The organism is Kitasatospora sp. NPDC048286, assembly GCF_043201735.1.
Taxonomy (GTDB): Bacteria; Actinomycetota; Actinomycetes; order Streptomycetales; family Streptomycetaceae; genus Kitasatospora.
In genome coordinates this window covers 34435-54333 of sequence record NZ_JBICZE010000029.1, presented here as the reverse complement: position 1 = coordinate 54333, position 19899 = coordinate 34435, and the positions used below count along the sequence as shown (strand labels likewise).

Annotated in this window: 18 protein-coding genes; 14 read left to right on the top strand and 4 right to left on the bottom strand. The window is 73.2% G+C overall.

The window, feature by feature from the left end; all coding sequences use genetic code 11:
* The first annotated feature begins 297 nt into the window (after positions 1-297).
* The 4 genes from ACGF13_RS39335 to ACGF13_RS39320 all read left to right on the top strand — a co-directional run bounded on the left by ACGF13_RS39335 (position 298) and on the right by ACGF13_RS39320 (position 4891).
* A complete protein-coding gene (locus ACGF13_RS39335) occupies positions 298-2886 on the top strand; it encodes an ATP-binding protein (RefSeq protein WP_392884365.1) in 2589 nt (862 codons plus the stop codon).
* Between the two features lie 120 nt (positions 2887-3006).
* Positions 3007-3687, top strand: coding sequence for a response regulator (locus ACGF13_RS39330; protein ID WP_049657530.1), 681 nt, complete (start codon positions 3007-3009; stop codon positions 3685-3687).
* A gap of 65 nt (positions 3688-3752) precedes the next feature.
* Entirely contained in the window at positions 3753-4160 is a 408-nt protein-coding gene (locus ACGF13_RS39325; RefSeq protein ID WP_392884363.1) for an OB-fold nucleic acid binding domain-containing protein, read from the top strand.
* A gap of 2 nt (positions 4161-4162) precedes the next feature.
* A complete protein-coding gene (locus tag ACGF13_RS39320) occupies positions 4163-4891 on the top strand; it encodes a DUF3159 domain-containing protein (protein WP_392884362.1) in 729 nt (242 codons plus the stop codon).
* Positions 4892-4990: 99 nt separating this feature from the next.
* Here ACGF13_RS39320 and ACGF13_RS39315 read toward each other — a convergent pair whose 3' ends face one another.
* Positions 4991-5662: a TrkA family potassium uptake protein gene (locus tag ACGF13_RS39315; RefSeq protein ID WP_359829049.1), complete on the bottom strand. Its 672-nt coding sequence runs from the start codon at positions 5660-5662 to the stop codon at positions 4991-4993.
* Entirely contained in the window at positions 5662-6330 is a 669-nt protein-coding gene (locus ACGF13_RS39310; RefSeq protein ID WP_392884361.1) for a potassium channel family protein, read from the bottom strand. The genes ACGF13_RS39315 and ACGF13_RS39310 overlap by 1 nt, the downstream gene beginning before the upstream one ends.
* Positions 6331-6578: 248 nt before the next feature.
* Between ACGF13_RS39310 and ACGF13_RS39305 the strand changes: the two genes are divergently transcribed.
* Together ACGF13_RS39305 and ACGF13_RS39300 are read left to right on the top strand one after the other, a co-directional pair.
* Complete coding sequence (locus ACGF13_RS39305; protein ID WP_392884373.1) at positions 6579-8654, top strand: APC family permease; 2076 nt, start codon at positions 6579-6581, stop codon at positions 8652-8654.
* A 401-nt stretch (positions 8655-9055) separates the two neighbouring features.
* Positions 9056-10405 carry a class I SAM-dependent RNA methyltransferase gene (locus ACGF13_RS39300; RefSeq protein ID WP_392884372.1) on the top strand — a complete coding sequence of 450 codons (1350 nt, stop codon included), beginning with the start codon at positions 9056-9058 and terminating at the stop codon, positions 10403-10405.
* 110 nt (positions 10406-10515) lie between these two features.
* Here ACGF13_RS39300 and ACGF13_RS39295 read toward each other — a convergent pair whose 3' ends face one another.
* Positions 10516-10710: a hypothetical protein gene (locus ACGF13_RS39295; protein ID WP_350505495.1), complete on the bottom strand. Its 195-nt coding sequence runs from the start codon at positions 10708-10710 to the stop codon at positions 10516-10518.
* A gap of 332 nt (positions 10711-11042) precedes the next feature.
* Here ACGF13_RS39295 and ACGF13_RS39290 point away from each other — a divergent pair, with 332 nt between their 5' ends.
* From ACGF13_RS39290 to ACGF13_RS39275, 4 genes are all read left to right on the top strand, one after another.
* The gene (locus ACGF13_RS39290) at positions 11043-11993 is read left to right on the top strand and encodes a LysR family transcriptional regulator (RefSeq protein WP_392884359.1); all 951 of its coding nucleotides are present in this window, start codon (positions 11043-11045) and stop codon (positions 11991-11993) included.
* 158 nt (positions 11994-12151) lie between these two features.
* Positions 12152-14803, top strand: coding sequence for a collagenase (locus tag ACGF13_RS39285; protein WP_392884358.1), 2652 nt, complete (start codon positions 12152-12154; stop codon positions 14801-14803).
* A 224-nt stretch (positions 14804-15027) separates the two neighbouring features.
* Positions 15028-15264, top strand: a complete 237-nt coding sequence (locus ACGF13_RS39280) for a toxin-antitoxin system HicB family antitoxin (protein ID WP_355260484.1) — start codon at positions 15028-15030, stop codon at positions 15262-15264.
* A gap of 29 nt (positions 15265-15293) precedes the next feature.
* The gene (locus tag ACGF13_RS39275) at positions 15294-15689 is read left to right on the top strand and encodes a fic family toxin-antitoxin system, toxin component (protein ID WP_392884370.1); all 396 of its coding nucleotides are present in this window, start codon (positions 15294-15296) and stop codon (positions 15687-15689) included.
* A gap of 93 nt (positions 15690-15782) precedes the next feature.
* On the opposite strand, the gene ACGF13_RS39270 is transcribed toward ACGF13_RS39275, so the two are convergent.
* Positions 15783-16661: a GNAT family N-acetyltransferase gene (locus tag ACGF13_RS39270; protein WP_392884356.1), complete on the bottom strand. Its 879-nt coding sequence runs from the start codon at positions 16659-16661 to the stop codon at positions 15783-15785.
* A 267-nt stretch (positions 16662-16928) separates the two neighbouring features.
* On the opposite strand from ACGF13_RS39270, the gene ACGF13_RS39265 reads away from it, so the two are divergent.
* From ACGF13_RS39265 to ACGF13_RS39250, 4 genes are all read left to right on the top strand, one after another.
* A complete protein-coding gene (locus ACGF13_RS39265) occupies positions 16929-17834 on the top strand; it encodes a RimK family alpha-L-glutamate ligase (protein WP_392884354.1) in 906 nt (301 codons plus the stop codon).
* Complete coding sequence (locus ACGF13_RS39260; protein WP_392884352.1) at positions 17831-18652, top strand: RimK family alpha-L-glutamate ligase; 822 nt, start codon at positions 17831-17833, stop codon at positions 18650-18652. Before ACGF13_RS39265 ends, ACGF13_RS39260 begins: the two co-directional genes overlap by 4 nt.
* 149 nt (positions 18653-18801) lie before the next feature.
* Complete coding sequence (locus ACGF13_RS39255; protein WP_392884351.1) at positions 18802-19641, top strand: putative RNA methyltransferase; 840 nt, start codon at positions 18802-18804, stop codon at positions 19639-19641.
* A gap of 17 nt (positions 19642-19658) precedes the next feature.
* Positions 19659-19829, top strand: a complete 171-nt coding sequence (locus tag ACGF13_RS39250) for a hypothetical protein (RefSeq protein ID WP_392884349.1) — start codon at positions 19659-19661, stop codon at positions 19827-19829.
* Positions 19830-19899: the final 70 nt, after the last annotated feature.

Sequence of the window (19899 nt, the reverse complement as noted above, 5' to 3'; positions counted from 1 at the left end):
AGGGGGGACCCTGTGGGAGAGTAGGACGCCGCCGAACAATTCTTCTGAATAACCCCCATCCGGATTCCGGATGGGGGTTATTCGCGTTTCCGGGCCCGTCACGGATGTCTCCGCCACCTCCCCGCCCCTCCCGAACGACCCCCGCCGAGTGGCTGGTCCACCGTCAATATGCCGCTAAAACCGCCTGATCAGCGCACTGATCAGCGGAAAATCGCGTCGCACGCCGTAGTCTCGAAGGCGAGGGGAACAGGTGTCCGGGGGTGTCACCCGGGCAGCGTCGGATCAAGAATGGTGCTCATGGGACGAGGCAGGCTGCGCATCTACCTCGGGGCGGCCCCCGGGGTCGGCAAGACGTACGCCATGCTCGCCGAGGCGCACCGGCGGCAGGAGCGTGGCACGGACGTCGTGGTCGCGTTCGTGGAGGACCACGGGCGCCGGCGGACCGCGGACATGGTCGCCGGGCTGGAGGTCGTGCTGCGGCAGCAGGTGGTGCACCGCGGCGCGCGGTTCTCCGAGATGGACCTGGACGCCGTGCTCGCCCGCCGCCCGCAGGTGGCCCTGGTGGACGAGCTGGCCCACACCAACGTCCCCGGCTGCCGCAACGAGAAGCGCTGGCAGGACGTCGAGGAGCTGCTGGCGGCCGGGATCGACGTGGTCTCCACGGTCAACGTGCAGCACCTGGAGTCTCTCGGCGACGCCGTCGAGGGCATCACCGGGGTGCGTCAGCGCGAGACCGTCCCGGACGAGGTGGTCCGGCGGGCGGACCAGATCGAGCTGGTGGACATGTCCCCGCAGGCGCTGCGGCGCCGGCTGGCACACGGCAACGTGTACGCGCCGGAGAAGATCGACGCGGCCCTCGCCAACTACTTCCGCCCGGGCAACCTGACCGCGCTGCGCGAGCTGGCGCTGCTGTGGACCGCGGACCGGGTGGACGAGTACCTCCAGAAGTACCGGGCCGAGCAGGGCATCGAGGGCACCTGGCAGGCCCGGGAGCGGATCGTGGTGGGCCTGACCGGCGGGCCGGAGGGGGCGACGCTGATCCGTCGGGCGGCCCGGATCGCCGCCAGGGTGTCCGGCGGCGAGTTGCTCGCCGTGCACATCTCCCGCTCGGACGGACTGGTGGGCACCGGCTCGCCGCAGACGCTGATCGAGCAGCGCGCGTTGGTGGAGAGCCTCGGCGGCTCCTTCCACGCCGTCCTCGGCGACGACCCGGCCGCCGGGCTGCTGGACTTCGCCCGGGGCGTGAACGCCACCCAGATCGTGCTGGGCACCAGTCGGCGGCCCGCCTGGCAGTACCTGTACGGACCGGGCGTCGGCACCACGGTGACCAGGGAGGCCGGCGACATCGACGTCCACATGGTCACCCACGAACACGCCGGGCACGGGCGCGGCAGGATTCCGGTCCGCCGGATCACCGACCTGGGCCGTACCCGCACCGTCGCCGGCTGGCTGATCGGGCTGGTCGGCCCGCCGGTGCTGGCGATCGTGCTGACCGGGATCGGTGGGCTGGGGCTCTCCACCGACATGCTGCTGTTCCTGTCGCTGACGGTGTGCGCGGCGTTGGTCGGCGGGCTGCTGCCGGCGATCGGCTCGGCGCTGGTCGCCTCGTCGGTGCTGAACTACTACTTCACCCCGCCGCTGCACACCTTCACCATCAACGAACCGCAGAACATCATGGCGGTGGCGATATTCACCATCGTGGGCATATCGGTGGCGTCGGTGGTGGACCTCGCGGCGCGGCGCACCCAGCAGGCGGCCCGCAGCCAGACCGAGGCGCAGACGCTCAGCGCGCTGGCCGGCACGGTGCTGCGCGGTGCGCCGAACGGCGACGGGGTGCTGACCGCGCTGATGGAGCAGGTCCGGGAGACGTTCGGGCAGGAGAGCGCCGCGCTGCTGGAGCGGTCCGATCCGCTCGCGGCCTGGGCGCCGGTGGCCACCGCGGGACCGCGCCCGCCGGAGCGGCCGGAGGAGGCCGACGTGGACGTCCCGGTCGGCGACAGCCTGGCGCTGGTGCTGCGCGGCCGGGTCCTGCCCGGGGCGGACCGGCGCCTGCTGGGGGCGTTCGCCGCGCAGGCCGCCGTGGTGCTGGAGCGCCGCCGGCTGTCCCGGGAGGCCGCCGAGGCCCGCCGGGAGGCCGAGGGCAACCGGATCAGGACCGCTCTGCTGGCCGCCGTCTCGCACGACCTGCGCACCCCGCTGGCGGGGATCAAGGCCTCGGTGAGCTCGCTGCGTTCGGCCGACGTCGACTGGGACCCGGAGGACGAGGCCGAGCTGCTGGCCGGCATCGAGGCCGGGGCCGACCGGCTGGACCACCTGATCAACAACCTGCTCGACATGAGCCGCCTGCAGACCGGGACGGTCACCCCGCTGATCCAGGAGACCGACCTGGACGAGGTGGTGCCGTTCGCGCTCGGCGGGGTGCCGCTGGAGTCCGTCCGGCTGGAGGTGCCGGAGACGCTGCCGATGGTCCGGGCCGACGGCGGGCTGCTGGAGCGCTCGCTGGCCAACCTGGTGGAGAACGCGGTCAAGTACAGCCCGGACGGTGTGCGGGTGCTGGTCAAGGCCGACGAGCTGCGGCAGCCGGGGCAGCCGGCCAGGGTGGAGCTGCGGATCGTGGACCGCGGCCCGGGCGTACCCGAGGACGCCAAGGAGAAGATCTTCGCGCCGTTCCAGCGGTACGGGGACGCGCCGCGCGGCGCCGGGGTGGGCCTCGGGCTCGCGGTGGCGCGTGGCTTCGTCGAGGCGATGGACGGTACCGTCACCGCCGAGGACACCCCTGGGGGCGGGCTCACCATGGTGGTCAGCCTGCCCGTGGTCGAACGGCCGCCGGGAACGGGGGAGCCGGACGGCGAGGGTGGCGAGCCGCTCCCGGAGCTGGTCACCTGAGAACCCGGCGGCGCGCCGGCCGGGTCCGTCACCCCTCCCGAGGGGCGCACGCCGCATCGAAAGTCGTAGAGCCAGTCCCACAGTCCGTAAGTCAGACAGCCTGAAAGGCGGAGCCCGTAAATGACCCGGGTCCTCGTCGTGGACGACGAACCGCAGATCGTCCGCGCGCTGGTGATCAACCTCAAGGCCCGCAAGTACGAGGTGGACGCGGCCCATGACGGCGCGAGCGCCCTGGAGCTGGCCGCGGCCCGCCATCCGGACGTGGTCGTCCTCGACCTGGGCCTGCCCGACATGGACGGGGTCGAGGTGATCCGCGGTCTGCGCGGCTGGACCCGGGTGCCGATCATCGTGCTGTCGGCCCGGCACGCCTCGGACGAGAAGGTCGAGGCGCTGGACGCCGGCGCCGACGACTACGTCACCAAGCCGTTCGGCATGGACGAGCTGCTGGCCCGGATGCGGGCCGCCGTGCGGCGGGCCGAGCCGGTGGCCGGGGAGGCCGACTCGCTGGTCGTCACCGAGTCCTTCACCGTCGACCTCGCGGCCAAGAAGGTCAACCGGGACGGTGCCGACGTACGCCTCACCCCGACCGAGTGGCACCTGCTGGAGGTCCTCGTCCGCAACGCCGGGCGGCTGGTCAGCCAGACCCAGCTGCTGCAGGAGGTGTGGGGCCCGGCCTACCGCACCGAGACCAACTACCTGCGGGTCTACCTCGCCCAGCTGCGTCGCAAGCTGGAGCGCGACCCCTCGCACCCGCGCCACTTCATCACCGAACCGGGCATGGGATACCGGTTCGAGAGCTGACCGCGGGTGCCCCTGGCGGCTGAACGACCTGCCGCCAGGGGGCCCGAACCCGGTACCCTTCCGACATGAGTGGTGACAACAGCAGCGGCCAGCCGCAGGGGCGGTTCCGCCGCATGCTCAGCCGGCTGACCTCGTCGGCCGAGGAGCTGGACGCCGAGGAGCTGCGCCAGGAGAGCGCCGCGGAGTCCGGCTGCACACCGATCGCCGGCTGCGGGGACCGCCAGTTGGTCACCGTGGCGGGCACGTTGCGCACGGTGACGCTCCGGCCCCGGGCGGGGGTGCCCGCGCTGGAGGCCGAACTCTTCGACGGCACCGAGGCGTTGGACGTGGTCTGGCTCGGTCGTCGCTCGATCGCCGGGATAGAGCCCGGCCGCCGGCTGATCGCCAGCGGCCGGATCAGCCACGCACGCGGGCGCCGTGTGCTGTTCAACCCCCGCTATGAGCTGCGTCCGGTCGGACACGGGAGCGAATGAGCGTGAGCAACCAGCCAGGCGGCGAGGCCGCCGCCCAGCTCGACCTGCCTGTCGACCCCGCGGACGCGGAGGCCGCCCGCAAGGCCGCCTCCAAGGAGGCCGCCGACACCGTGCTCAAGGCCTTCGGCGGCGTGCGCGGCATGATCGACATGACGCTGCCAGGCCTGGTCTTCATCGTCACGTACAACCTGACCCACCAGGTCAGCACCTCGGCCTGGGCCGCGCTGGGCCTGAGCGCCCTGTTCGTGGTGGCCCGGCTGGCGAAGCGGCAGACCATCCAGCACGCCTTCAGCGGGGTGTTCGGCGTCGCCCTCGGTGCCTGGATCTCGATGAAGAGCGGCAAGGCCGAGGACTTCTACCTGCCCGGCCTGCTCTGGAACGTCGGCTACTGCGTCGCCCTGGCGGCCTCCGCCCTGGCCCGCTGGCCGATGATCGGGGTGATGCTCGGCCCGATCACCGGTGAGATGTTCACCTGGCGCAAGGAGAACCCGGGCCGCCTGGCCGCCTACACCAAGGCGACCTGGGCCTGGGTGCTGATCATGGGCCTCAAGCCGGTGATCCTCTTCCCGCTGTACTTCACCCACAACGTCAACCTGCTGGGCTGGCTGAAGGTCGCCCTCGGCATCCCGCCGCTGCTGTTGGCGATGTACGTGACCTGGCAGATCCTGCTGAAGGCGCCGCCGCCGATCAAGGCGCAGCTGGACGACGAGGAGGAGGAGCCGGCGAAGTAGCCGCTCCCGGCCGGACCGGCCCGGACCGGACCCCGGCAACAGCGGAAGGGCCCGCACCCCGGCGAGGGGTGCGGGCCCTTCCGCGCTGCGAAGGCGGCGCTACTGGGCGCCCGAGGTGGCCGAGAGCAGCTGCTCCAGCTCCTCCTCGCGCTCCTGCGCGGCGACGAAGAGCAGCTCGTCGCCGCCCTCCAGGGTGTCGTCCTTGCCCGGCACCAGCACCCGGCCCTCGCGGATGATGGTCACCAGCGCGGTGTCCTGCGGCCAGGCCACGTCGCCGACGCGGGTGCCGACGAGTTCGGTGTCGGAGGCGAGGGTCAGCTCGACCAGGTTGGCGTTGCCCTGGCTGAAGCGCATCAGGCGGACGAGGTCGCCGACGCTGACCGCCTCCTCGACCAGGGCGGACATCAGGCGCGGGGTGGAGACGGCCACGTCCACGCCCCAGGACTCGTTGAAGAGCCACTCGTTCTTGGGGTTGTTCACCCGGGCGACCACCCGGGGCACCGCGTACTCGGTCTTGGCGAGCAGCGAGACGACCAGGTTGACCTTGTCGTCACCGGTCGCGGCGATGACCACGTGGCAGCGCTGGAGCGCGGCCTCGTCCAGCGAGGTGATCTCGCAGGCGTCGGCCAGCAGCCACTCCGCCATCGGGACCCGCTCCACCGAGATGGAGTTGGGGTTCTTGTCTATCAGCAGGACCTCGTGGCCGTTCTCCAGCAGCTCGCCCGCGATCGAGCGGCCCACGGCACCGGCCCCGGCAATGGCGACCCGCATCAGTGACCCTCCTCCTTCGGCCCCTGCGCGAACGCGGCCTCGACGGCCGTCAGGTCGGTCCGGCGCAGCATCACGTGCACCAGGTCGCCCTCCTGCACCACCATCTGGGGCGAGGGGAGCACTCCCTCGCCGAGCCGGGTGACGAACGCCACCCGGGCGCCGGAGGCCTCCTCCAGCTTGCTGATCCGGTGGCCGATCCAGCGCGGGTCGTACGCGACCTCGGCGAGCTGCACGCCACCGCTCGGGTCCTGCCACAGCGGCTCGGCGCCGCTGGGCAGCAGTCGGCGCAGCATCTGGTCGGCGGTCCAGCGGACCGTCGCCACGGTGGGGATGCCCAGGCGCTGGTACACCTCGGCGCGGCGGGGGTCGTAGATCCGGGCGGCGACGTTCTCGACGCCGAAGTTCTCCCGGGCCACCCGCGCGGCGATGATGTTGGAGTTGTCACCGCTGGAGACCGCGGCGAAGGCACCGGCCTCCTCGATGCCCGCCTCGCGCAGGGTGTCCTGGTCGAAGCCGACACCGGTGACCCGGCGCCCGTTGAATCCGGCGCCCAGTCGACGGAATGCGGTCGGGTCCTGGTCGACCACGGCCACCGAGTGGCCCTGTTTCTCCAGTGCTCTGGCGAGGGCGGAGCCCACGCGGCCGCAGCCCATGATCACGATGTGCACCGGCGCTTACCTCACCCGTCCCGAAGGGGTCTTGACCTGCGCAAACACCGTTCAGCTCCGTTTCCCGCCCGGTCGTCCGGGACGAGGTTCATCGTGGGGGCGCCGGCCCGACAACGCTCGACAACCAGAGTGTTGCCCGCCGACTCGTATCCGACACGCTAGCCGGTCCACCGAACGCAGTCGCGACGAAGGGGGGGACAAACGGCGGAGCCTTGACCGGGGAGCCCCTACGATTCCTTAACGTGCCTATGCCGACTGACCTTCCGAAACGCATCCTGATCGGGCGCGCCCTACGCAGCGACAAGCTGGGCGAGACGCTTCTCCCCAAGCGGCTCGCGCTGCCCGTGTTCGCCTCGGACGCGCTCTCCTCGGTCGCGTACGCCCCCGAGGAGATCCTGCTCACCCTCTCCATCGCGGGCGCCTCGGCGATCCACTTCTCCTGGCAGATCGGCGTCGTCGTGGCGATCGTGATGCTCGCCGTGGTCGCCTCCTACCGGCAGAACGTGCATGCCTACCCCAGCGGTGGCGGCGACTACGAGGTCGCGACCGTCAACCACGGGCCGGCTGCCGGCCTGGTGGTCGCCAGCGCGCTGATGGTCGACTACGTGCTCACCGTGGCCGTGTCGACCACCTCGGGCGTCGCCAACGTCGTCTCCGCGGTGCCCGCGCTGCGCGGCCACGAGACCGTCCTGTCGGTGGTCGTGGTCGTGCTGCTGATGGGCATGAACCTGCGCGGTGTGCGCGAGTCCGGCAGCGCCTTCGCCGTTCCCACCTACGCCTTCATGGTCGGCGTGATCGGGATGGTCGGCTACGGGGTGTTCCGGCACTTCGCGCTCGGCCAGGACATGCCCGCCGAGAGCTCCACGTTCCACCTGGCCGCCATCCCCGGCAACGACTCGCTGGCCGGCTTCGCGATGGTGTTCCTGCTGCTGAAGTCCTTCTCCTCCGGCTGTGCCGCGCTCACCGGTGTGGAGGCGATCTCCAACGGCGTGCCGGCCTTCCGCAAGCCGAAGAGCAAGAACGCGGCCACCACGCTGCTGATGATGGCGAGCATCGCCGTCGTGATGTTCATGGGCATCATCTGGCTGGCCCGGCTGACCGGTGTCCAGATGGCCGAGAACCCGACCGAGCAGCTCGTCGGAGCCTCGCCGGACTACCACCAGAAGACGGCGCTGGCGCAGATCAGCGAGGCCGTGTTCAACAACTTCACGCCCGGCTTCTACTTCGTCGCCGCCGTCACCGGCCTGATCCTGGTGCTGGCCGCCAACACCGCCTTCAACGGCTTCCCGGTGCTCGGCTCGATCCTCGCCCAGGACCGGTACCTGCCGCGCCAGCTGCACACCCGCGGCGACCGGCTGGCCTTCTCCAACGGCATCATCCTGCTGGCGATCGCGGCGATCCTGCTGATCCTCGCCTTCGACGCCGACCCGACCCGGCTGATCCAGCTCTACATCGTCGGCGTCTTCGTCGCCTTCAACATGAGCCAGTCCGGCATGATCCGGCACTGGACCCGGCTGCTGCGCACCGAGACCGACCCGGCCAAGCGCCGCCACATGCAGCGCAGCCGGGCGATCAACGCCTTCGGCCTGGTGATGACGATGGCCGTGCTGATCGTCGTCCTGGTCACCAAGATCGGCCACGCCTGGATCGCGATCGCCGCGATGGCCGTGCTGTTCGTGATGATGAAGGGCATCCGGCGCCACTACGACCGGGTCTCCGACGAGCTGACCGCCGCCGAGGAGCCGGACGACGTGGTGCTGCCCACCCGGGTGCACGCCATCGTGCTGGTCTCCAAGCTGCACAAGCCGGCGCTGCGCGCCCTCGCGTACGCCCGGCTGGCCCGGGCCCACACGCTGGAGGCCGTCACGGTCAACGTCGACCCGGCGGACACGGCGGCGCTGCGCCGGGAGTGGGACGAGCGCGGCATCGAGGTGCCGCTCAAGGTGCTGGACTCGCCGTACCGCGAGATCACCGGGCCGGTCCTGGACTACGTGAAGAACCTGCGGCGCAGCAGCCCGCGGGACGTCGTCTCGGTCTACATCCCGGAGTACGTGGTCGGCCACTGGTACGAGCACCTGCTGCACAACCAGAGCGCGCTGCGGCTCAAGGGCCGGCTGCTGTTCAAGCCCGGCGTGATGGTCACCTCGGTACCGTGGCAGTTGGAGTCCTCGGAGCGGCGCAAGCCGCAGAAGGCCTGGTCGGCGCCGGGCGCCGTCCGCCGTGGCGAGCCGCGGGCGCCGAAGGCCGTAGAGTCGAAGGATTCCGTCTCCACCGGTGCGAACGCCGGTGACACCTCCGAGCGCAGCAAGGACTCCTCCCAGTGACCCGCAACACTCCGCCCCGCTCCTCGGGCTCCTCCGGCAAGGGCGCCCGCCGGGGCGGCTCCCAGCCCGGGCAGGTCTCCCGGCCGCGCTGGGGCCGGCCGGCCCGTCCGGAGGCCACCGACCGCGACGGCCTCACCGCGCGCACCGCGCCGATCGTCCCGGGCGAGCCGGAGGACCGCGGGCCCGCCGGGCCGGCCGCCGAGAAGGGCGCGGGCAAGGGCGCCGCGGGCAAGGGCTCCGGCAAGGGCGCGTCGAAGGGCGCGCCGAAGGGTGCGTCGAAGGGTGCGCCGAAGGGCGCGCCGAAGGGCGCGGGCAAGGACGCCGGCCAGGACGCGCCGAAGGGCGCCGCCGGGGCCGGCCGGAAGGCGCCGCGCAAGCAGGCGGTGCGGCCGCCCAAGGCGCTGCGCACCGCCGCCGCGCGGCCGTCGCGGCCCGAGGCGCCCTCCGGGGAGCCGCTGGCCGGGCAGCGCTACGAGGTCGAGGTCGGCCCGGTCGCGCACGGCGGCGGGCACTGCGTGGCCCGGCACGAGGGGCGGGTGCTGTTCGTACGGCACGCGCTGCCCGGTGAGAAGGTCGTCGCGCTGGTGACCGACGGGACGACCACCTCGCGCTTCCTGCGGGCCGACGCGGTGGAGGTGCTGGAGCCCTCCAAGGACCGGATCGAGGCGCCCTGCCCGTTCGCCGGTCCGGGCAAGTGCGGCGGCTGCGACTGGCAGCACGTCACCCCGGGTGGGCAGCGCAAGCTCAAGGCGGCGGTGCTGACCGAGCAGCTGGCCAAGCTGGCCGGGCTCACCCCGGCCGAGGCGGGCTGGGACGGCAGCGTCGAGCCGGTCGGCGGCAAGCTGCCGGCCGGGCAGGTGCCGGCCTGGCGCACCCGGGTGCAGTACGCGGTGGACGCGGAGACCGGGAAGGTCGGTCTGCGCAAGCACCGCTCGCACGAGGTGCAGGTGATCGACCGCTGCCTGATCGCGGCCGAGGGCGTCACCGAGCTGGGCATCGAGTCCCGGGACTGGCCGGGCGTGGCGGGCGTCGAGGCGATCGCGGCGAGCGGCTCCTCGGACCGTCAGGTGGTGCTGACCCCGCGGGACGGCGCCCAGCTGCCGCTGGTCGAGCTGGACAAGCCGGTGTCGATCGCCCGGGTGGACGCGCAGGGCGACCTGCACAAGGTGCACGGGCGCTCCTTCGTTCGCGAGCGGGCGGCCGGGCGGACCTGGCGGGTCAGCAACGGCGGCTTCTGGCAGATCCACCCGGAGGCGCCGGACACCCTGGTCGACGCCGTGCTGGACGGCCTGGACCCGCAGTGGGGCGAGAACGCGCTCGACCTGTACTGCGGCGTCGGCCTGTTCGCGGGCGCGCTGGCCGACCGGGTCGGCGAGGACGGCGCGGTGCTCGGCATCGAGTCCGCCAAGCAGGCCGTGGTCGACGCCCGGCACAACCTGGCCGCGCTGGACAACGTGCGGATCGAGTGCGACCGGGTCGAGACGCTGCTGCCGCGCACCGGCATCACCGCCACCGACCTGATCGTGCTGGACCCGCCGCGCGCCGGCGCCGGCCGTGAGACCGTCGCCCACCTCGTCGGCCTGGAGGCACGCCGGATCGCGTACGTGGCCTGCGACCCGGCGGCGCTCGCCCGGGACCTGAAGTTCTTCCGCGAGGGCGGCTACCGGCCGGTCTCGCTGCGGGCCTTCGACCTGTTCCCGATGACGCACCACTTCGAGTGCGTGGCGATCCTGGAGCCGGCCGGGGAGTGATCCCGGGCCCCCGGGCACGCACGGCAGGAGGCGGTCACCCGTTCGGGGTGACCGCCTCCGGCTCGTACGGAGCGGAGCGGTCCGGCTCGGGGCGCGGCCGCGTTCGGGGGCTACTCGTTGTGCTCCTCCTCGTCGGCGCTGTGCGGGAGGTCGATGCCGTGCTGGGCGGCGAGCCGCAGGAGCGAGGCGACCCGGCCCTCGTACGCCTGGACGCCGTCGGCGTCCCCTTCTGCCCGGGCCGCGGCGAGGTCGCGGCGGGCCTGTGCGAGCTGCTCGCGCAGCTCCTGGTCGAACATGGCTGTCATCGGTCGGCCTCCGCACCGGTCGGCGCCCGCTCGGGGGAACGCGGGGGGGATTTCAGCGTCCCGGACGGTGCGGGAGTCTTCAAGTCCCGCACCTCCCGGTGGGGCACGGCGGCCGCGGACGGGCCCGGGCCGGGGCGGAAGGTCAGGTGCCGGCAATGCGCTGGTAAAAGATGGCGCGGGTACGGCCGTTCGACCCCGGGAGGGGGCTTGACGAGGCAATTCGCCGGGGTGAAGGTGAGCCACTGACATGTGATGTGTGCTGTTGCACCGCCCGTGGTGGCAGCCACCCCACGCCACCGGCCGGGGCCGGCCGGTGTGTGAGGGGGAGCGTCATGGAGTTGGAGCTTCGGCACCTGCGGGTGCTGTGCGCCATCGCCGACACCGGGAGCGTCGGGCGGGCCGCCGCCCTGCTCGGCGCCTCGCAGCCGGCGACCAGCACCCAGCTGCGCCGGATCGAGCGCCACCTGGGCGCCTCGCTGTTCGACCGCACCGCCGCCGGGGTCGCGCCGACCGGCTTCGGGGTGGAGGTGCTGGCCGCCGCCCGGGAGCTGCTCGCCCGCGCCGACAGTCTGGGGCGCCGACCGGAGGCCCAGGCCGGGCCCGCCCCGCGCGAGTTGCGGCTGGCGGCGGCCAGCGAGCCGATCCTGCCCGGGCTGCTCGCCAGGGCCCGGCACCAGCGGCCCGGGCAGCGCTTCACCGTGACGTCGGTCCACCGCCCCTCGGACGCCGTCGAGTTGCTGGAGCTGGGCGAGGCGGACGCCGCGGTGGCCGTGGACTACCCGGGCCGGGAGCTGGGCCGCTCGCCGTCCGTCGCGCACCGCGGCATCGTCACCGAGCCCGTCTTCGTCGCGCTGCCGGTCGGCCACCGGCTGCGGCACCACGCCGAGGTGGCCCTGGCGGACCTCGCGGAGGAGGAGTGGCTCCTGGCCCCCGACGACGGGGCCGGCTGGCACGGCGTGTTCCACGGGGCCTGCGCCGCGGCGGGGTTCACCCCGGCGAGCGTCCACGAGTTCCTCGGCGGCCGGCTGGAGCTCCAGGAGATGGTCGCCGCCGGGCTCGGCGTCTCCGTCGTCCGGGCCACCACCCGGCCGCTCGCCGAGGTGCTGGTCAAACCGCTCGCCGGGACGCCGATCTGGGTCCGGCAGCTGCTGGTCTGGCGGCCGGCCGGGGTGGACGGGGAGGTCGTGGAGGCGCTGTTCGGGGCGGCGGTCGCGGCGTACCGGGACCTGGTCGCGGCCGCGCCGGGCTTCCAGGCGTGGGCGGCGCGGACGTACCGGCCGTAGCGGGGCGGGGTCAGGGCCGGAGTGTTATGGCAGGGCCAGGCAATGTCATATGACCTGTGACATTGTTCTGACCTTCCGTCGCTGGCAGGATCATGACGCGTTCCCCCACCGTCTCGGCAGTCCTCCCAGCGCCTCCCCCACAGGAGAAGGACCCACCAGTGCGCCCACGGATACCCCTCCCCACCCTGCTGGCCGGCCTCGTCGCCGGCTGCTGCGCCGCCGCCACGCTGCTGCCGGCCACCGCCTCCGCCGCCTCCGCCGCCTCCGCCGCTTCCGCTGCCTCCGCCCCCTCCGGTGCGGCCGCCCGGCCGGCGACCCCTGCGGCCGACCCGGGCTCCGTCCTGCCGAAGCCGCTCGGCGCCTTCCTCACGGTCGACCCGGCCGAGCAGGCCCGCGCGGCCGAGGAACCCGCCCCCGTCGCCAAGCCGCTGCCCCCGGCCCTGCTCGGCCAGGCCGTGATGGGCCAGCCGGCCGGTACCGCCGTGCAGACCGCGCCGCGCCCGGCCGATCCGAAGACCGCCGCGCAGGCCAAGGCGGCCCTCGCCGCCCGCGGTGCCGCCGGTGCGGCCGCCGCCGGGCAGAGCTGCACCCCGGCCGACTTCGGCAGCCGCAGTGGGGCCGACCTGGTCTCCTTCCTGGAGGCCTCGACCCCGGACTGCGTCAACACCCTGTTCAACGTCACCGGCGCGGACGCGGGCAGCATCTTCAAGGAGTCGAAGATGCTCACCGTCGCCAACGCCTTCCAGGCCGCGGCGGGCGGCTACACCGGCGACAACTCGACCGGCATCCTGCAGCTGGTGCTCTTCCAGCGGGCCGGCTGGTACGTGCAGTCGTACAACGCGGGCGCGGTGGGCCCGTACGACGCGGCGCTGACCGGCGCCTCCAAGGCCGCCCTCGACGCCTTCTTCGCCAGTGCCCACCGCACCGACGTCAGCGACGCCAACGGCACCGTGCTCAACGAGGTGCTGGTGCTCACCGACAGCGCCAACCTCCAGGGCAGCTACCTGGGCGTCTACAAGCAGGTCCTGACGGCGTACGACAACTCGTACAACGCCTTCCCGAAGATGCTCAAGGCGGTCAACGCGGTGCTCTCCGCGCCGCTGTGGCGGGGCAACTGGAACCCCGACTTCGTCAGCGCGGTCGGCGCCGACCCGAGCATCGGCGCCACCCTGGGCGACTTCGCGCTGAACCACAAGGACCTGCTCGGCACGGCCAACGCCTACCTGGACGTCAACGCGGGCAACGACCTCGGCCGGATGGCCGGCGACGGCCCGACGGTCGAGGCCGCGGTCAAGGGCAAGGTCAAGGCCGTCCTCGACGGCGCGCAGATCACCGGCGCCACCGGCCCGCTGTACGTCCACACCGCCTACCAGGCCAACAGCTTCGACCCCGGCCAGTGCTCCTACTACGGCACCTGCGACCTGCCGGCCAAGCTGACCGCCGCGGTGCTGCCGAACCAGTTGGTCTGCGACAACCGCACCATCCAGACCGAGGCGCTCTCGCCCGCCGACCTGTCCGCGGTCTGCGCCAGCCTGCGCGGCGAGGACACCTTCTTCCACAAGCTGGTCAAGGACAGCGGCCCGATCCCCGGCCAGTACGACAAGGAGCTGACCCTCGCGGTCTTCGCCAACCAGGCCGACTACCTGACCTACTCCTGGGCGATCTTCAACAACTCCACCGACAACGGCGGACAGACCGTCATGGACCCGACCGACCCGAACAACCGGGCCGTGTGCGTGATGTACCAGAAGTCCTGGAACGACGGCTTCACCGCCAACGTGTGGAACCTCAACCACGAGTACACGCACTACCTGGACAACATCTACGACCTCAAGGGCAACTTCTCCACCGAGATCTCCGTCCCGGACATCTGGTGGATCGAGGGCGTCGCCGAGTACGAGTCCTACGCCTACCGCGGCACCACCGACACCCAGGCGATGGCCGAGGCCGCCAAGCACACGTACAAGCTGAGCACGCTCTTCCAGAGCACGTACGGCAACTCGGACACCGTGCGCACCTACCCGTGGGGCTACCTGGCGGTCCGGTACATGTTCGAGAAGCATCCGGCGGACGTCGACGCCATGCTCGGGCACTTCCGCACCGGCGACTACCAGGGCGGCTACGCGGTCTACAACGGCATCGGCACCGGCTACGACGCCGACTTCGACGCCTGGCTCGACGCCTGCGCCGGCGGCGCCTGCTACGCGGCCGGCCCGACCGCGCTGTTCGGCCAGACCGTGAGCGGCCCGACCGTCACCCTGACCGACAAGTCGGTCCAGACCGGGTCCGGCCGGATCACCGCCTGGCACTGGACCTTCGGCGACGGCGGCTCCTCCGACCAGCAGAACCCGACCCACACCTACGTGGCCGCCGGCACCTACACCGTCGCGCTGACCGTCACCGACGACACCGGCAGGACCGCCAGCACCCCCGCCTCCGTCACCGTGACCACCGGCGGAGGCGGCGGCCCCACCACCCCGCCGGCCTGCACCGACCCGCGCACCGACGCGCTCGGCAAGAACTGCTCGCGCGCCAACCTCTCCGCCACCGCCGGCAACCTGGACTACCTGTACGTCTACCTGCCGGCCGGCACCAGCACCCTGAAGATCACCGCCTCCGGGGGCACCGGCACCGCCTCCCTGTACTACAACGAGAGCACCTGGGCCTCGCCGAGCGCGTACACCGCCTCGTCCACCAACCCGGGCACCACCCAGAGCATCACGGTGACCAACCCGACGGCGGGCTACCGGTACGTGAGCCTCTACGCGAACACCGACTTCAGCGGGGTGACCGTCAGCACCCAGTTCTGATCCGCCGTCCGCCGTGCGCCGTCCTCCGGGCGCGGGCCGGGTCCGTGGCAGCAGCCGCGGGCCCGGCCGTCCGGCGTTCCGGTGTCCTGGTACTCCGACGCTCCGGTGTTCCCCGGTTTCCCGCGTTCCGGTGACGGCGAGGTTGCGCGGGGGCGTGCCACAGGTGTGCGGGCGGTGTGCGTGCGCCCTTGTTGTGCTAGCACTTGAGCGCTAGCTTGAACGGCATGGGTAAGAAGCAGCTGAACGTGCGGGTCGACGCCACGACCGCCGAGATGGCCCGGGAACGGGCGGAGCAGCAGGGGATCTCCATGAACCAGTACATCGAGCGCCTGGTCCAACAGGACATGGGCGAGTCCGGGCGGGCCTTCGTGGACGCGGCCGCGCAGTTCATGAAGGAGTACGAGTCGGCCTTCCTCGCCGAGTTCGCGGAGCCGGGCGACCTCCAGGACGTGCGCCGTTGAAGCTGGAGGTCGACCTCTCGTGGTTGCTCATGACCGCCGAGCAGTACACCCCCGGTGACCCACAGGTCACCGACTACGGTTCACTGCTCGCGGCCGTCACCCGCCACCAGGCCGAGATATTCGACATCGCGGTCTACCCCGAACCACCGGACCGCGCCGCGGCGCTGATGCACCAGCTGATCCGGGTGCCCGCCCTGGAGAAGACCAACGAACTCTTCGCGACCGCCGTCGCCTACGCCTACCTGGTCGCCAGCGGCTGCACCGTCGCCACCACCGCCCGCGAGGTACGCAGCCTCTCCCGGGCCATCCGCGAGGGGCGGCTCGGGGTGTCGGGCGTGGCCGAGCGGCTGGCGGCCTGGGTGGTCGACGAGGCGGAGGGGGAGGGGGTCGCCGGAGCGGACGAGGAGGACGAGGACGACGACTGACCGGCGCCGTCCCCGTCCCCGGCGGGGGCTCCCGGGGGTGCTGCTACGCGGCGGGCTCCGGCCGGAGCCCGCCGGTCGGCCGGTTGCCGCCGGCTACTGCCCGTCGGTGGGTTCCTGCTGGGCGGTGGGCTCCGCTATCAGGGCGGTCGCGAAGGCGCGGAAGCCGATCCGGCGGTAGATCCGGGCGACGTCCTCGTCGGCGGCGGACAGGAACACCGTCCGCACCCCGTTCGCCCGGGCGTGGGCGACCAGGGCCGCGGTGACCGCCAGGCCCAGCCCGCGCCGGCGTGCGGACGGGAGCGTGCCCACCCCGGCCACCTCGGTGACCGGGCCCACCGGGTTGTGCTGGCCCGCGCACAGAGCCGTACCGTCCTCGACGGCCGCGGCCAGCACGGTGGCACCGGCGGCGATCCGCCCGGCGATCCGCTCCGCCGTGCCGTCGGCCGTCAACTTCACCGCGGACTCGGCGAGTTCGTCCGCACCGGCCGGGCCGATGGCGGTGCCCGGATCGTCGAAGGCCAGGTGCGGGACGGCGATGGCGGCCGCCAGCTCCGGCGCGTCCGGCGTCAGCACCCGGACCTCCACCCGCTCCGGCAGCTCGGGCACCGGGGCCGCTTCGTCCTGCGGGCCCAGCACCAGCAGCGGGTGCTCGTGCACCGTCAGGCCCGCCGCCTCGACCGCCGCGCGCAGCCCGGGGGTCTGCTCGGCCACCCACTCGAAGGCCTCCGGCACGCCCAGCTCCCGCTGCCGTTCCAGTACCCGACGGACGTCCTCGGCGGTGGCGGCCGGGCCGGTGTGGTCGAGGGTCGGGCGGGCGTAGTACGGCCAGCCGGCATCCTCGCGGACGAACAGGGTCAGCGGTCCGAAGTCCTCGGTGCGGGCGGCGCCGCGCGGAACGGCGTCGTAGTAGCGCTCGATCTCGTCGAGCAGGGGGCTGTCGGGGGCATGATCGGCAGAGGTCACGGCGTGCATCCAAGCAGGGGCGGCGGTGCGGTGCCACCGATTTGTCGGGGTCGCGCGGTCTGCTCCTGTCGGGGGCGCGGGGCCCACGCCGTCGACCCGGGGTCCGCGCCGTCGACCCGGGGGTTCGCTGTCGTCGTTCCGGGCCGATTGTTGCCGAACGCTTACCCGCTCGCAGCGATCTTGTGCGGACACGACGTGCATGCTGAAGCCTTTACAGCTCTGCCGAGGGGGACGGCGGACGTCTGCACTAGGCGAGGCAAGGGGGAAGACAGGCCGATGAGGCTCTGCTTTCTGGTGGAGGAACACTACCGGCACGACGGCATGCCGCTCGACGTGGCGCGCCAACTCACGGCGTGGGGGCACCGGGTGGACGTGCTGCGCCCCGGGGACTCGCTGCTGGCGATCTCCGAGGAGGTCCGGGCCGGCAGTCACGACGCCTGGGTGCTCAAGACCGTCTCCGGCGGACCCGGGCTGACCCTGCTGGAGTCGGCCGCCGCCGTCGGCCTCACTACGGTGAACGACGTGCGTTCGATCCGCGGGGTCAGGGACAAGGCGCTCGCCGCGGTCATCGGCCGTAGCCGCGGCCTGCCCGTCCCGGTGACGTACGCGGCCGCGCGCTGGGAGCGGCTGGCGGAGATCCCGGCCGCCGAGTACCCGCTGGTGGTCAAACCCGCCGACGGCAGCTCCGGGCGCGCCGTCCGGCTGGTGCGCGGCCCCGACCAGCTGCTGGAGGTCGGGCCCGAGCTGGCGGGGGAGGGGCTGCTGATCGCGCAGCCGTACGTGCCCAACTCCGGGACCGACCTCAAGGTGTACTGCGTCGACGGCGAGCTCTTCGCGACGGAACGTTCCTCCCCGCTGCACCCCGGGCAGGGCGTGCGCGAGCGGCAGGTGCCGCTGCCGGGGAGCGTCGCGCGGATCGTGGCGCAGGTCGGCGAGGTGTTCGGGCTGGACCTGTACGGGGTGGACGTGCTGCTGGGGCCGGACGGGCCGGTGGTGGTGGACGTCAACGACTTCCCGAGCTTCCGGCAGGTGCCGGACGCGGTGGCCAGGGTCGCCCGGGCGGTGCTGCGGCTCGCGCGCAGCGGGACGGCCGTGTCGGTGCCCGGCGGGCCCGCCGAACTGGTGCCCGCCGGCGGCGACCCGTACGGGCAACTCGGCTTTGGTGAGGGGGAGTTGCGATGAAGGTCGGGCTGATCACCGGCGACCCGGGGCACCCGGTGCTGGCGGCCGCGGCCGAGCTGCTGGTGCGGCAGGGGCACGAGGTCGGGGTCGTCCCGCCCGCCGGGTCCGTGACCGGGTCGGCGGACGTCTACCTGCTCAAGGCCCGTACGCCGCAGGCGCTGGCGCTCGCGGGGGAGTTGGAGCGGCGGGGCGCGCCGGTGGTCAACTCGGCGGCGGCCACCGGGCTGTGCCAGGACCGGGTGCGGATGGCCGACCTCGCCCGCGCCGCCGGACTGCCCTTCGCGGCCACCGAAGCGGTCGGACGGCTGGGCGAACTCGCCGATCCGGCCTACCCGTTCGTGGTCAAGAGCCGGCACAGCAGGCGGCACGACCTGGTCGCCCGGGTGGATGGGCCCGCCCGGCTGCGCGAACTCGCCGAGCGCTGGCCCGACGAGCCGGTCGTCACCCAGCCGTTCGTCCCGGGGACGGGCTGGGACCAGAAGCTGTGGGTGGTCGACGGGCAGGTGTTCGCGGCCCGGCGGCAGTCCGAACTCGCCACCGGCACGGGGAAGTCGGGGCGGGCGGAGGAGTGGGAGCCGTCCGCCGCGCGGGCCGCGCTCGCGCTGCGCGTCGGCGAGGTGTTCGGGCTCGACGTGTACGGGGTGGACCTGCTCGACGGGCCCGCGGAGCCGGTCATCGTGGACGTCAACGCCTTCCCCGGGGTCCGCGGCCGGCCCGGCGCGCCGGAGGCGCTCGTGGCGCTCGCGCTGCGGGTGGGGGAGGAGCGGGGGCGGGCGCTCGCCGGGCTCGGGCTCGGGCTCGGGAGGGGTGTGCGGTAGGGCGCGGGGCCGGGGCTGGGGTGGGGCCCTCTGCGCGGTGGGGCCCTTCGCCGGGGGCGGGTCGGCGGCCCGGGGCGCCGGGCCGCCGAGGTCGTTAGGCTGGCTGGCGCCCCGACCGGCCGAGGCGTACGGCGAGAGAAGACGGAACCTTGCTCCAGGACATCGAGCGCTACCTGGCCTGCCCGCACTGCGCGCAGGCCCTCACCCGGCACGACCGCAGCCTGCGCTGCCCGGCCGGGCACAGCTTCGACCTCGCCAAGCAGGGCTACGTCAGCCTCCTCGCCGGCGACGCCCACACCGGCACCGGCGACACCGCCGAGATGGTCGCGGCCCGCGCGGACTTCCTCGCCGCCGGGCACTACCGGCCGATCGCCGAGGCGCTGGCGCAGACCGCCTCCGCCGTGGTCGCCGGCGAGTCCGACGGCCTGGTCGCCGACCTCGGCGCCGGCACCGGCCACTACCTGGCACACGTCCTGGACGCCCTGCCCGGCACCGTCGGCGCGGCCCTCGACATCTCCAAGTTCGCGCTGCGCCGCGCCGCCAAGGCGCACCCCCGGATCGGCGCCGTGGTGTGCGACGCCTGGCGTCCGCTGCCGCTGCGGGACGCCTCGGCCGAGCTGATGCTCAACGTCTTCGCCCCGCGCAACGGGCCCGAGATCCGCCGGGTGCTGCGCCCCGGCGGCACCCTGCTGCTGGTCTCGCCGACCGCCCGCCACCTGCGCGAACTCGTCGACGCGCTGGGGCTGCTGTCGGTGGACGAGGAGAAGCAGCGGCGGATCGACGAGAAGCTCGGGCCGCACCTGGAGCCCGCGGGGCGGCAGGAGGTCGAGTTCACCCTGCGGCTGGGCCCGCAGGACGTGCGCACCGTCGTCGGCATGGGGCCGAGCGCCTGGCACACCGACCCGGAGCGGCTCGACGCCGCGCTCGCGGAGCTGCCGGAGCCGGTCGAGGTGACGGCCTCGGTGACGGTGGCCGCGTACCGGCGCTGACCACCGACGTGGGCCGCGTGCCGGCGCTGACCACCGACGTGGGCCGCGTGCCGGCGCTGAGCACCGACGCGGGCCGCGTGCCGGCGCTGACCACCGACGTGGGCCGCGTGCCGGCGCTCCGCATCGATGTGGGCCGCCCCGCGTGCGACGCCGGCCGCGCACCGCCGTCGAGCGCCACGTTGGGATGAATCTGCCGCGCAGGCACGTTTCTGCCGCTCGGCCTGCGGCTAACGTCCGACGGGTGAACCGCGACGCCAC